13 protein-coding genes and 1 pseudogene are annotated in these 13,013 nt (G+C 37.7%); 9 read left to right on the top strand and 5 right to left on the bottom strand.

What is annotated here, in order from left to right:
• The first annotated feature begins 102 nt into the window (after positions 1-102).
• The 5 genes from stlA to C6H66_RS09520 all read left to right on the top strand — a co-directional run bounded on the left by stlA (position 103) and on the right by C6H66_RS09520 (position 5,071).
• Positions 103-1,701 carry a phenylalanine ammonia-lyase StlA gene (gene stlA, locus C6H66_RS09540; protein WP_046394406.1) on the top strand — a complete coding sequence of 533 codons (1,599 nt, stop codon included), beginning with the start codon at positions 103-105 and terminating at the stop codon, positions 1,699-1,701.
• 98 nt (positions 1,702-1,799) lie between these two features.
• Positions 1,800-2,549, top strand: a complete 750-nt coding sequence (ydfG, locus tag C6H66_RS09535; protein WP_105395436.1) for a bifunctional NADP-dependent 3-hydroxy acid dehydrogenase/3-hydroxypropionate dehydrogenase YdfG — start codon at positions 1,800-1,802, stop codon at positions 2,547-2,549.
• Between the two features lie 124 nt (positions 2,550-2,673).
• A complete protein-coding gene (locus C6H66_RS09530) occupies positions 2,674-3,036 on the top strand; it encodes a DUF1283 family protein (RefSeq protein WP_036775704.1) in 363 nt (120 codons plus the stop codon).
• 22 nt (positions 3,037-3,058) lie between these two features.
• Entirely contained in the window at positions 3,059-3,331 is a 273-nt protein-coding gene (locus C6H66_RS09525) for a DUF1161 domain-containing protein (RefSeq protein ID WP_036775719.1), read from the top strand.
• 342 nt (positions 3,332-3,673) lie between these two features.
• Entirely contained in the window at positions 3,674-5,071 is a 1,398-nt protein-coding gene (locus C6H66_RS09520) for a metallophosphoesterase (RefSeq protein ID WP_105395435.1), read from the top strand.
• 106 nt (positions 5,072-5,177) lie between these two features.
• Here the strand turns inward: C6H66_RS09520 and C6H66_RS09515 are convergent.
• Positions 5,178-5,474, bottom strand: a pseudogene (locus tag C6H66_RS09515) (transposase); the annotation flags it as partial.
• A 372-nt stretch (positions 5,475-5,846) separates the two neighbouring features.
• Between C6H66_RS09515 and C6H66_RS09510 the strand changes: the two are divergent.
• Positions 5,847-6,239 (top strand): hypothetical protein, encoded by a 393-nt coding sequence (locus C6H66_RS09510; RefSeq protein ID WP_040150683.1) that lies wholly within the window; start codon positions 5,847-5,849, stop codon positions 6,237-6,239.
• Between the two features lie 496 nt (positions 6,240-6,735).
• Here C6H66_RS09510 and bioD read toward each other — a convergent pair whose 3' ends face one another.
• From bioD to C6H66_RS09495, 3 genes are all read right to left on the bottom strand, one after another.
• Positions 6,736-7,443 (bottom strand): dethiobiotin synthase, encoded by a 708-nt coding sequence (gene bioD, locus C6H66_RS09505; protein ID WP_105395434.1) that lies wholly within the window; start codon positions 7,441-7,443, stop codon positions 6,736-6,738.
• Between the two features lie 174 nt (positions 7,444-7,617).
• Positions 7,618-8,829, bottom strand: coding sequence for a sugar metabolism global transcriptional regulator Mlc (gene mlc, locus C6H66_RS09500; RefSeq protein WP_105395433.1), 1,212 nt, complete (start codon positions 8,827-8,829; stop codon positions 7,618-7,620).
• Positions 8,830-8,959: 130 nt separating this feature from the next.
• Positions 8,960-9,874: a LysR family transcriptional regulator gene (locus C6H66_RS09495; RefSeq protein ID WP_105395432.1), complete on the bottom strand. Its 915-nt coding sequence runs from the start codon at positions 9,872-9,874 to the stop codon at positions 8,960-8,962.
• 144 nt (positions 9,875-10,018) lie between these two features.
• Here C6H66_RS09495 and C6H66_RS09490 point away from each other — a divergent pair, with 144 nt between their 5' ends.
• A complete protein-coding gene (locus tag C6H66_RS09490; protein ID WP_248000653.1) occupies positions 10,019-11,260 on the top strand; it encodes an MFS transporter in 1,242 nt (413 codons plus the stop codon).
• A gap of 122 nt (positions 11,261-11,382) precedes the next feature.
• On the opposite strand, the gene C6H66_RS09485 is transcribed toward C6H66_RS09490, so the two are convergent.
• Entirely contained in the window at positions 11,383-11,919 is a 537-nt protein-coding gene (locus tag C6H66_RS09485; protein ID WP_105395430.1) for a hypothetical protein, read from the bottom strand.
• 462 nt (positions 11,920-12,381) lie between these two features.
• On the opposite strand from C6H66_RS09485, the gene C6H66_RS09480 reads away from it, so the two are divergent.
• Both C6H66_RS09480 and C6H66_RS09475 read left to right on the top strand, forming a co-directional pair.
• On the top strand, positions 12,382-12,600 hold the full coding sequence (locus C6H66_RS09480) for an antitoxin MazE family protein (RefSeq protein ID WP_105395429.1): 219 nt from the start codon (positions 12,382-12,384) through the stop codon (positions 12,598-12,600).
• Positions 12,597-12,923, top strand: a complete 327-nt coding sequence (locus C6H66_RS09475) for a type II toxin-antitoxin system PemK/MazF family toxin (RefSeq protein WP_046394614.1) — start codon at positions 12,597-12,599, stop codon at positions 12,921-12,923. Before C6H66_RS09480 ends, C6H66_RS09475 begins: the two co-directional genes overlap by 4 nt.
• Positions 12,924-13,013 lie beyond the last annotated feature (90 nt).

The raw sequence follows: 13,013 nt of genomic DNA, 5'->3' as shown, positions 1-13,013 counted from the left end.
TTAATTGACTATTTTTTATATTTTATATCTATACTGATTTGTATCCTTAGGGGTGTTCGTTTCTTTGAAATATTATTACCATACTTATATATGGAGATTAAAATGAAAGCTAAAGATGTTCAGCCAACCATTATTATTAATAAAAATGGCCTTATCTCTTTGGAAGATATCTATGACATTGCGATAAAACAAAAAAAAGTAGAGATATCAGCGGAGATCACTGAACTTTTGACGCATGGTCGTGAAAAATTGGAGGAAAAATTAAATGCGGGAGAAGTTATATATGGCATCAATACAGGATTTGGGGGGAATGCCAATTTAGTTGTACCATTTGAGAAGATCTCAGAGCATCAGCAAAATCTGCTCACTTTTCTTTCTGCTGGTACCGGGGACTATATGTCCAAACCTTGTATTAAAGCGTCACAATTTACTATGTTACTTTCTGTTTGCAAAGGTTGGTCTGCAACCAGATCAATTGTCGCTCAAGCAATTGTTGATCATATTAACCATGATATTGTTCCTCTGGTTCCTCGCTATGGCTCAGTGGGTGCAAGTGGTGATTTAATTCCTTTATCTTATATTGCACGTGCATTATGTGGTATCGGCAAAGTTTATTATATGGGCGCAGAAATTGATGCTGCTGAAGCAATTAAACGCGCAGGGTTGACGCCATTATCGTTAGAAGCAAAAGAAGGGCTTGCTCTGATTAACGGCACACGGGTAATGTCAGGTATCAGTGCAATTACCGTCATTAAACTGGAAAAACTATTTAAAGCCTCAATTTCTGCTATCGCCCTTGCTGTTGAAGCATTACTTGCATCTCATGAACATTATGATGCCCGAATTCAACAAGTCAAAAATCATCCTGGTCAAAAAGCGGTGGCAAGTGCATTGCGTAATTTATTGGCAGGTTCAACTCAGATTAATTTATTAACCGGAATTAAAGAACAAGCCAATAAAGCTTGCCGTCATCAAGAAGTTACCCGGCTAAATGATACCTTGCAGGAAGTTTATTCAATTCGTTGCGCACCACAGATATTAGGTATAGTGCCAGAATCTTTAGCTACCGCACGGAAAATATTGGAACGGGAAGTTATCTCAGCTAATGATAACCCATTGATAGATCCAGAAAATGGCGATGTTCTACACGGTGGGAATTTTATGGGACAATATGTCGCCCGGACAATGGATGCATTAAAACTGGACATTGCTTTAATTGCCAATCATCTTCATGCCATTGTGGCGCTTATGATGGATAACCGCTTCTCACGTGGATTACCTAATTCACTTAGTCCGACGCCCGGCATGTATCAAGGTTTTAAAGGCGTCCAACTTTCTCAAACCGCTTTAGTTGCTGCAATTCGCCATGATTGTGCTGCATCAGGCATTCATACCCTCGCCACAGAACAATACAATCAAGATATTGTCAGTTTAGGTCTGCATGCCGCTCAAGATGTTTTAGAGATGGAGCAGAAATTACGCAATATTGTTGCAATGACAATTCTGGTAGTTTGTCAGGCCATTCATTTGCGTGGCAATATTAGTGAAATTGCGCCTGAAACCGCTAAATTTTACCATGCAGTACGCGAAATCAGCTCTCCTTTAATCACTGATCGGGCCTTGGATGAAGATATAACCCGCATTGCGGATGCAATTATTAATGATCAACTTCCTCTGCCAGAAATCATGCTGGAAGAATAAAAAGAAAATCATTGAAATTTTTTCAATCATCTCTTGACTAAAAATACAGAACCCCATTTACTGCGGGAGAAACAGTACGAGTAAACAAGGGGTTTTGTATGATCGTTTTTGTGACAGGAGCAACTTCAGGTTTTGGTGAATCAATTGCCAGAAGATTCATTCAAAACGGTTTTAAAGTTATTGCGACTGGACGACGTAAAGAACGGTTAGAAAAATTAAAAGCTGAACTAGGTGATAACTTTTACTTTGTTCAACTTGATGTCACTGATCGGGCAGCTATCAACCAGGTTGTAGAACAATTACCAGAATCACTCCGTCCTATCGACATTTTAGTCAATAATGCAGGTTTGGCGCTTGGATTAGAACCTGCTCACCTGGCTAACCTGGATGACTGGGAAATAATGATTGACACCAATGTCAAAGGGCTTGTCAATATGACCCATGCTCTGCTGCCTGGAATGGTAGAAAGAAATCATGGGCATATTATTAATATCGGTTCTACCGCTGCAAGTTGGCCATATTCCGGTGGAAATGTTTACGGCGCAACTAAAGCCTTCGTCAAACAGTTTAGTTTAGGCTTACGAGCCGATTTACAGGGAAAAAATATCCGTGTTACTGATATAGAACCCGGTTTAGTGGGTGGAACTGAGTTTTCTTTAATCCGTTTTAAAGGCGACAATGATAAAGTAAATAAAACCTACGATGGCATCCAGGCATTAACCGCTGAAGATGTCGCCGAGGCTGTTTTTTGGGTCGCCAATTTACCTGCTCATGTCAACATTAATACACTAGAAATGATGCCGGTTTGCCAATCATTTGCTGGACTTAGTGTGCATCGAAATGAATAATCACATTCTTCTTGATAATTTGTTGAACATCTTGCTGCTATCTTATAATTTATCTATCTGATAGTTTCTTATTGTGCCATCTAAATTGGCTCCATCTCTTTCAAGAGTTCCAAGAGGATAAAAGATGAATATTTGTAATTCTTTGATATTAAAAGCTATGCCAGCTATCGCTCTGGCAATACCCTTGTTATGGCAAACGCCGGCATTGGCGGCAACTTGTACTGCCGGAAGTACCTGTGTCACCGTGAATGGCAGCGGAGATTCTGTGCTCGATAAAGAAGCCGCCCGTCAAAGCAAAGAACAATGGGATGAAACCAAAAATCTTCGCACTAAGGTTAATAAACGTGCCGAGAAAGAGTTCGACAAGATCGATAAAGCCATTGATGCTCGTGATGCATGTATGAAAAGTACCAATATCAATGCTTACTGGGAACCCAATACCGAACGTTGTTTAGATAGCAATACAGGTATGCCTATCAGACCGTAATATAAAGGTAATAATAATGAAGATGAAAAAAGCACTTTTATGCAGTGCATTGCTCTTTACCCTACCCCCATTTGCCCTTGCTGCACAAGCTTCATGCGAAAGCGTGAAAGAACAAATTGCGCAGAAGATTATCAATAATGGTGTGCCGGAATCTGGCTTTAAATTGGAAATTGTTGCTAATGACCACGTTGAACAAGCCGGTAGTAAAATCGTTGGGCATTGTGAAAATAATGCCAAAAAGATTGTGTATACCCGGCAAGGAAACCAATCTCAACCTCATCCGACCGCCAAATAGACCCACATCATCTTTCTGAAGGAAAACACATACAGTTCAGAGAAAATATTACACCAATATTTTACCATTGATGAGTAGAGGTCGAGGCTATGCGCTTCGGCCTTCATATTATCTCTCGGTGAACAGAACATTAGTGGCGTTTTCCATAACAAGTTGTTCCTGCATGATAACCCTAATATAGTTTCATATGTAAACCATTAGTTTTTTTAAAACTGACAATCCAAATAATCAACTCTAATATCATAACGTTTTGAAACATAAATATTTGCCGAATAATTATGGTGAGTTAAATATCTTATTTGCTCAAAAAATCATATTAAAATTTTAAAATAGGAGACCGTTATGAGTGATCTTATCGCTAAGAAAATTCTCTCTATCATGGTGTTTTTAATAGCATTAGCTATATCAGGATGTAACGCTGTCGCAGGAAATCAGACAGAAACCGAGACTTTTAATGGTAGCGGCAGTGAGCAATATGTAAAAATTTATTTGCATAATAATACATCACATTTATTAATGGCGGAAAAAATAGACTTGCTTTGGGGAAGTTGGATTGAAAGCCCATTGTCATCAATATCCGCATATAGTCGCGATTCATTTGCCTCAAAAGGTAAGATTCTTAGTGGCACTGAGGGAGAAGTTATTTATCGTTTATCCAATGGTGAGGGTAAGTTAAACATTCACTGGAGTTTTTCATATTGGGGTGCTCAGAACCACAGTATCTATCTCTCCGAAGTACCCGCTAATTATAAACTTGAGAAAACAGTTAAAAGTTCATCTTCTTCGGGCATAAAGATTGATATTTATCTCACTGAACAAAATATAGATAGCAATTATAAAATTGCCGTGATGTCAGATCCTCAGCCGTGGCGTTTAGATCCTGAAAGAGGTGATCCTAATGCCGACAAAGAACCGTGGGAAGAATTAAATAAAAAAGTAGCAAACAGTATCAATAGTATTTATGAAAGCAATTATCTTGCTTTTGGCATCGTTAATGGTGATCTTACCGAGTTTGGACGTGCTAGTACCAGAAGAAGCCTTGATAAGATATATACATCAAAAATCAAATTCCCACTATTTATGGGATTAGGAAATCATGATTATGCAAATAATGTTGATGATTGTACTTCACCAGAAAATCTTGATTTCAGTCGTAATGCCTGTGCCAGATCCGCTGTATTTGATATGTCAGAGAGAATAAGTGATTATAGTAAAGAACTGAATAATTTCTCCTATGATTATGATAATGAAGCATGGAAAGGAAGTTTATCTTATTCATGGGATTTTGGTGATATTCATTACGTTCAATTGCAAAATTATCCTACCTATAGCGTCAATTTGAACCACTACATCAGCCCAACCGTTTACATTACAAAATCCCTTGATTGGTTGGAAAGCGATCTTAAATCTGCTCAAACAAGAGGAAAGGCTGTGGTTTTAAATTTTCATGATGGATATGACCATTTTATTACCAACAGCAGTTATGTTGAAAAAGAAAAATTTAAGTCACTGATTAAAAAATACAACGTTATGGCTGTTTTCGTCGGACATTCACATGTTCTTAAAGAATACAACGCCCCCATATTTGGAAATGCAATAGTCTATGACAGCGGAGCACTATTTAAAGGTGATTTCTTTATCATTAATGTTAACAAAAAATGCATGGTAATATCTGCATATAATGGAATAGATGGTACTCCCAGATTTGTTAAAAAAATGACAAGTGTTTGTGGTAAATAGAGCTCAAACCTATTTATTATATCGTACTGAAATTTTAGTCTGATGATAAACCTCACTTTCTCGCAAGTGAGGTTTTCTTATTGATTTCTTATATACCCAATGGATTTCAAGATGCAGTTTTTAACACCTGAAAATGGTCGTTAATTCCAGACATCAGCGAGTCCGCTATATCAGGTAGCGTTGTGGTAAAAAATTTGAATACTTTGTCTCGAAATTCATGTTTATCAGCGAAATAACGGTTATTTCGAACAGGTTCATTCATAACCTTCCATAATCGTTCTATCGGGTTTAAATTTGGGCTATATGAAGGAAGGTAATGTCACTCAATGTTGCTAACATAAGCCTACTCCTCCACAAGACGAGCTTTGTTGTCACCCGCACCATCCACAATAAGATGAATTTTTTAATATTTGCCATTTATTAACCATCCTGAATTCGATGATAGGAATATTTTTGATATTACGTCACAAATATCACCCGCTAAAACACCATTATCTCAAGAGGAGATACAAGCTCATATTGCTGCCGGCAATAAAAGAAGAAATAAAAAAAGCAAATAATCTTATTATTAGGGAGTAGCATAGGATGCTCCCCTGATAACATTGCTGATAAAAGATCACAGGAAACAATGTACTTGATTAGAAAACCGAACTCTTTAATAAATTTACCCGCTCTTAATTAATAAAACCGACAAAGAAAAAAATAACTTGCATAAAATAACTTATTTTGGTAGCTATAATTGAGAATACTAATGTCAACAATGAGGGCAAACTGAATGACTAAATTCATCCTTACGCTGTCTATTATCCTTGGTCTTACAGGGTGTGTTTCGCAGAAACAACCACTTTCTCTTGATTACATCGCAGGTAATGAAACATTTCATTTATCCAAACCTTGTATAGAACAAGCTCTTCCTGTAGGAGAAGTCGGTGATGATTTAGCTGTGAATGCTAATAACATTTTTATTAAGGTTAAAAAAGGACTGAATTGTAGTGACCGGTTCAAACTTTTTTTAGCAAGAAACTTAGGGAAAGAGTTGTTTATTTACTTTGACGGTAAGCCAGTCATAAAAACCAGACTTGTTTCTATGATTCATCCAGAAGAAGGCTTCCATCAAGCAATAGAATCGAAATCATTGTCAGATGGAATTCTTAGATCCTTGAATTAATGAAAAGCCTATGGTTGCTACTCTTGTGTTTCATTTATCCATCAAAAAAAGCAAACCATAGGCTCAACTTTAAGCGTTGTAAATGATCCTAATGTCAACCCACGGTCCCCATGTTAATGGCGGTGCCCAACCTTGCCTTATCGTCATAACAACCTCCTTCCCAATCAGACCATAATTACGAATGGTATTTATAAGATAGACTGTCACAGCATATATGCACATTTTTTTATGTATATATCACATCCTTGTGTGATTTATATAAGTGAATTCAAAAATTATCGCTTTTATCAGAAAAAAACCAAGATCACGGTTTATAAAAAACACAAAATAATTAGACAGAAAATTAACTAAATTCTAATTAATATAAAATTATAACTCATTATAGTAATATTTTATGTAGATCAATGAGTTATTAAATGATATATATCCAAAATGGAGGAAGGTAATGATCTCCATTTCGGATAAAATCAAGCATCTTCAATGATTACGGGTATATTTATGTATATTGGCTCTCTATACCAACTTCACTCTCACTTCCCCCAACTTGTTTAAATATAGTGGCGACATCCAAGTAGCAGGATAAATCTTTCTCTTCGGGGCGTAAAATATAAGGAATTTCACCTAATTGTGGCGCATTAATGTGACGGCGTAACCTACCCATCACTTTAGTATAGTGCGGTAAACCAGGATTAATTCTGTTAGCTACCCACCCGACTAATTGTAATCCATCATTTATTATTGCCTGCGCGGTTAAAATTGAATGATTTACGCAACCAGGCTGAATACCAACAACTAAAATGACCGGGATTTTTTCCCGAATCACCCAATCAAAATAAAAAGTTTCATCATCCAGTAATACACGCCAACCACCGTTACCTTCAATAATAACACGATCTGCTTTATTACTAAGATTATTCAATCCTTCTTTCATCTGTTCGAAATCAACCTGATTTCCTTCACAATACCTACTTTTCCAGATAACTGGGTTAATTTCTTCATATTTAAGCGGAACGGGAGAAGAGTTTTGTAGAATTACGCCATCTCGATTACGCATACCTTCTTCTGTTTCATACCCTTCTGTGGCTATAGGTTTATACCCTACAGCCGTTGCTCCGTCACGATTAAAAACTTGTAATAATGCACGGGTAACAACTGTTTTACCTATGTTGGTATCTGTCCCCGTAACAAATAGGCGCGTTAACATAAATTCTGTTTTCCATAATGACAGATAAAATCCGGTTAATGAGCGCTTAAGTCTAGAGGATACAACGATAAGGGAGATTGCGTTAGCTCAATGTTTTGTTTAATTGCTACGTCAATTTAGCTAAAAAATCCATATAAAGTTAATATTACAACCAGAGAACCACTATCAAACATATTATCCTTTCATTAAATTGATCAATAATGAACCATCATATAAAGCCTTTTTAACTGATGCTACCGCAGATAATGTACCTGAATTATTGAATTTTGTCGCAATTAACTCAATTTGTTTGCTATAAGCAGGTAAAGAGTGTCGTTGAATACATTCATTAATCATCGGATACAAAACTTGTTGTGAAGCATTAAGAGGAGAACCTATCAAAATTTTTTCTGGGTTAAATAAATTAACCATAATTGCGACAATATGACCAATTTTCACCCCGATATCGCGAAGAATATCCATTGCTAAAGTATCACCGTTATTAGCCGCCTGACAGAATGATTCAATAGTCAGTGGTTCACCGTTTAGTAAAGAATCAGGTACCACTGTCAACTGCTGTTTTGCTCTGGATAAAATATGGCTGATACCCGCAACCGTTTCCAAACACCCCAAATTCCCACAATAGCAGCGTTTACCATCAGGTTTAGCCTGAATATGTCCTATCTCCATTACACCGCGGTTGCTAGCATGTAATGTCTGCCCCTCAATAATCACACCAATGCCAACATGTTCATCAATGACCATTTGGATAATATTCTGACAATTTTTTGCCGCGCCATATAATGATTCAGCTATTGTCCAGGCGGTTGTTTCATGTTGAAGAAATACCGGTAATCCCGTACGACGATGCAGATATTCGCCTATTGGTAATTCCTGAATCTGGTAATAAGGGAAACTGTGGATTAAACCCTTGGTCGGATCAACAATGGCATTTATAGTCATGCTAATTGCCGTCAGACGCTCAAGACGAGATTGATATCGGCCGAAAAATGCATCAATCTCATCAATAATACTATCTAAAAAGGATTTTGCCTTGTTGACCGGTAATGGCAATACATCTTCAACAATTAACTTGCTGCTTAAATCACGCAGTCCCAATATTAAACTTCCCAAGTTAATGCTGACACACAGGAAATGCCAACTTTCAGAATCAAGCTTCAATCCGGTCGCTGGACGCCCTCTGAATCCTAAATCCAGAAATTCCGTTTCCATGACTAAGTGCGCATCGACCAATTCGCGGACAATCTTAGTAATACTGGCTGGAGCAAGTTGAGCTTTTTTAGATAGCTCAATACGGGAAATTGGACCATATTGATCAATTAACCGATAAACAGTACCAATATTAATCTGTTTTATCTGATCAATATGCCCTGGTTGTCCATCCATTATTTACCCTTTTACGCTCTAATTAATTCATGTTTCAAAATAATTGTTGGCTGATTATGTCGAGGTTTTAGGCAAAAAGTATGATTCTTTCAGTAAATATGTGATATTCAGCACAAAATTTAGCTGATTTCTACTTATTTTTTCCATTTAATATATTAGATATGAGTAGGTTTATCAGCTTGTCTGCTGCGGCCGATATTGGCCGATTCTTATGATTTACCAACCAGACCTCAGAGCAAGGATGGTTATCAACTAATGGAATATACTGGACACCATCCACTTTCATGCGAGTAAAAGATTCAGTCACAACACTGACGCCTAATCCCGCAGAAACCAGCCCAAGAATGGTCATTGCTTCGCCTGCTTCCTGTGAAATCATTGGTGTCACGCCTGCTTGAGCAAGTAATGTGATGATTTCATCATATAAAGCAGTCCCTACTTCACGCTCAAAAAACACCATCGGATAACCTGCCAACATTTCCAGTTTTATTCCTTGCGGAGCATATTCCAGCAAAGGATGTCCATCATAAACAGCAAGCATAAAAGGTTCTCGAAATAATAGCCGATACTCAAGATTATCCGGCAATTGAGTATTACGCATGATGCCAACATCGATCCGTCCAGTCAGTAATGGCGCAATCTGCTGCTTAGTATTCATCTGATGCATATGAATAGCGACTTCCGGGTAACGTTCCCGAAACTGCCGTAAACTCAGAGTAACTTTATGCATAAAAGGCGTCGTAGAAGTGAAACCGATAGACATTTCACCTAACTCTCCTTTTTGCATTCTTGCTGCTTTAGTTGCAGCAGCATCAACCTGAGCCAGGATCTGATAAGCTTCTTTCAGAAACATATTACCTGCCGGCGTCAAACTCACATTCCGGTTATCACGCTCTAACAACCGCGCATTTATACTATTCTCAAGTGATTGAATCTGTTGGCTTAACGGAGGCTGTGAAATATTAAGCCGTTCTGCCGCACGACCAAAATGTAATTCCTCTGCCACTGCAATAAAGTAACGTAAATGCCGTAATTCGATAGCCATAATCACCTTTGAGATCTAATACATATTATTATTAATGATTAATATATTAGACAAAATATTTTGCAATTCATATGCTTGATCTCCATAAAAATACCAGCTAGCTAATGAGTTAAGTAAGGAAATTATGTGAGTACCAGCCATAGTATCAGTGAAAATCCGACTCCTGATAATCATCTTGTCCAACATGTTCAAAACAAGAAAAGTTATATCCAGAAAGACGATCCTCTATATGTTAAAGTTACATTGTCACTCTTTATCGTAGGGTTAGCTGCATTTGCCCTACTCTATTTCATTCAACCAATCTTACCCATGTTGTCGGATGATTTTGGCGTTTCTCCCGCTACCAGTAGTTTATCTTTATCCCTTTCAACTGGCATGCTGGCATTGGGCTTATTAATCACTGGCCCTCTGTCTGATGCTATTGGCCGTAAAAATGTGATGGTAACAGCACTATTTGCCGCTGCACTTTTCACTTTACTCAGTGCATATATAACCAGTTGGCATGGAATTCTAATTGTACGCGCTCTGGTTGGTTTATCCCTCAGTGGCGTAGCCGCCGTTGCAATGACTTATCTTAGTGAGGAAATCCACCCTAATTTTGTTGCTTTATCAATGGGACTTTATGTTAGTGGTAATTCTATTGGCGGCATGAGTGGGCGATTAATATCAGGTGTTATCACTGATTATTTCTCATGGCGGGTTTCTGTCATCGTACTAGGTTTATTAGCATTAATTGCGGCAATGATGTTTTGGCGTATGTTGCCTGAATCGCGCCATTTTAGGCCAAGCTCTCTCAAGCCTAAATCTTTATTAGTCAATCTGAGATTACATTTTCGTGATAAAGGATTGCCGTTACTGTTTTTTGAAGCCTTTTTACTCATGGGCGGCTTTGTTACTCTATTTAATTACATAAGTTATCGTTTATTGGATTCACCCTATCATTTTAATCAGTCAATTGTCGGTATGTTGTCTATTGTTTATTTGGCAGGGACATATGGCGCATCTAAAGTGGGCACATTAACCCATCAATATGGACTTGGAAAAGTGCTGATCGCGACGATAAGTATGATGTTAATCGGTACGCTTATTACCTTATTCTCATCTGTGGTGACAATTATCATTGGCATGATAGTCCTTACTTTCGGTTTCTTTGCCGCACATGCTGTTGCCAGCAGTTGGGTCGGACGTCGGGCGCGACGGGCCAAAGCACAAGCATCTTCCCTTTATCTGTTTTGTTATTATTTTGGTTCAAGTGTGGTTGGTACTTTTGGCGGTATATTTTGGCTCCAATCAGGTTGGAATGGCGTTGTTTTATTTATTGCTATTCTTCTCTTTTTGGCCCTACTTTTAGGGTTTAAACTCGCCAAACTTCCAGAGGCAAGATAATAGAAAGAGAGAATGAGCTGCACTCACCCCGGTCACATAGTTCTCTATGCTCCCGGGGATTCACTCCCTTGCCGTCGCGACGCATCTTGAAATCCATTGGGTATATATAACCAAACCACTCACTAATTAATAATGACTTGAAAATCTGTAGAAATTAAATTTGCTAAAAAATTTGAACTCACTTTGTTTTTCACAAAAAAAGATAGATTTGGAAAGATAGAACCTTTACCACTATAACTCAATTCACCCTGTTTTATAATATAACAACAGGGTTCAATTAAATTTATGCTGTACTCTCCGGCACCAGTATCATCGGAATATATGCCAAAATTATCAAAACCGTTCTCAACGTATTCCCCATTATTGAAGAACCAATCTTGAGTTGGCTTCTCCCTAGACATTTCTGCGGTAAAATTTCGTGGAGCGAAAAACTGTGCTTTAAACGTAAATGCAAGATAAAGATTTGAAATATTTGGATAACAAAATAAGTTGCGAAATTCTGAAATATTCTGGCCATTCAACCATATAAATCCTGGAGTACCAATGCGAAAATTCAAATTCTCCGCTTTCCACTTCTCTATCTTTCTATCGGGTGCCAATGGGAATTTCATCACGATACCATTTGGAGCATATTTGTTTACATAAATATTAGTCATCATTGTGCCTCATTTTTTAATTGATTTACTTGGCTCAATCGCCCCAACCTTGTTTATTATCTCTTTTTCACAGTATAATGCCATAATCTGATTACCGCTAATATTCCACGGTTAAAATCACTTCATATTCATCACATTGCTAAGAAAATAACAAGATGATTAAGAAAATAGTAAAATATCGAAATTTATTTAGGGTAAGTGCAAAATATTCACCTATTGAAAAATTATTGTCAACACTGATATCCATATTAAAATAATATACAAGAAGATTATCCCCATGTGGGAATAAACAGGAAATCGAGAAACGAGAATACACCGGATTAATACCTTAAAAACTTTTTGGGATTTTAACTCGATATCTCTGCCTACATTGAGAGAAAATTTACAACAATTTTTACTAACGTGTTGCATGTAACGTTTTTTTGGTTATATTATAGACATCGTTACATGTCACGAGGGTGAAGTATGAATAAGGTTGCAGATCGTGTCAGAAAACACAGACAACAGCTCAGGATGTCAGGATTAAGGCCCGTTCAAATATGGGTGCCTGATACACGCCTTCCTCATTTTAGAGAGGAGTGTCGGCGTCAAAGCCGTCTAGCTATGACAGCACAGGACAAAGAAACGGATACACTATTAGAAAATGCGATAAATGAACTAGCTGATTCAGGAGACTGGGAGTGAAACGGGGAGACTTGATAACAGTTGCTCTACAAGGGGCTTATGGTAAGCCCCGCCCTGCACTGGTTATCCAATCTGACAACTTTGATGAACATCCCAGTGTTACTATTTTGCCCGTGACCTCAACATTAATTGATGCACCACTTTTCCGGGTGATGATCGAGCCTCTTCCTGAAACAAATCTTGAAAAACCGTCACAGGTCATGATTGATAAAACCATGACTCTCCCTAAAGAAAAAGCTGGCGCAGTATTTGGTAAACTCGATTACGCGACGATGCAACAAGTGGATCGATGTTTAGCTTTGTTTTTAGGTATCGCAAAATAAAAAAATCATCATCATATAACTTCTTGCAAAATAGTTTTAAATTCAATTTTCGACTTCTCATAAAAGGCGACATCCATGTCGCCCCTTGGT

The sequence above is a fragment of the Photorhabdus hindustanensis genome (assembly GCF_002968995.1).
Lineage (GTDB): Bacteria > Pseudomonadota > Gammaproteobacteria > Enterobacterales > Enterobacteriaceae > Photorhabdus > Photorhabdus akhurstii.
Note: the sequence above shows the minus strand (reverse complement) of the source record. Positions and strands in the feature narration are given on the sequence as shown.